Source organism: Nocardia cyriacigeorgica (genome assembly GCF_010858045.1).
Lineage (GTDB): Bacteria > Actinomycetota > Actinomycetes > Mycobacteriales > Mycobacteriaceae > Nocardia > Nocardia cyriacigeorgica_E.
Genome location: NZ_JAAGVC010000429.1, coordinates 1 through 273, shown reverse-complemented (window position 1 = coordinate 273; position 273 = coordinate 1). Strand labels below are relative to the sequence as shown.

Sequence of the window (273 nt, the reverse complement as noted above, 5' to 3'; positions counted from 1 at the left end):
CTCATCGCCTGGGGCCGAGCCGGTTTCCGTGGTCCAGTGGTAGCTGAGAGCCGCCGCCCGGCTCCAATGCCGGTATTCTCGGTCCCGATCGGCGGCGGTCAGCGCGGGGAGCCACCGGGCGGCGGTGTGGCGATTGCGGCGCAGCCCTTCCATATCCGGCCACAACCCGACCGCGAGCCCCGCGGCGTAGGCGGCGCCGAGGGACACCGTTTCGGCGAACAGTGGGCGTTCCACCGGGACGCCGAGGGCGTCGCTGATCTGTTGCATCAACAG

At 71.1% G+C, this 273-nt stretch carries 1 pseudogene; it reads right to left on the bottom strand.

Features of this window, described 5'->3' with window-relative positions:
• Window positions 1-273: pseudogene (locus tag GV790_RS30320) on the bottom strand (FGGY-family carbohydrate kinase); the annotation flags it as partial.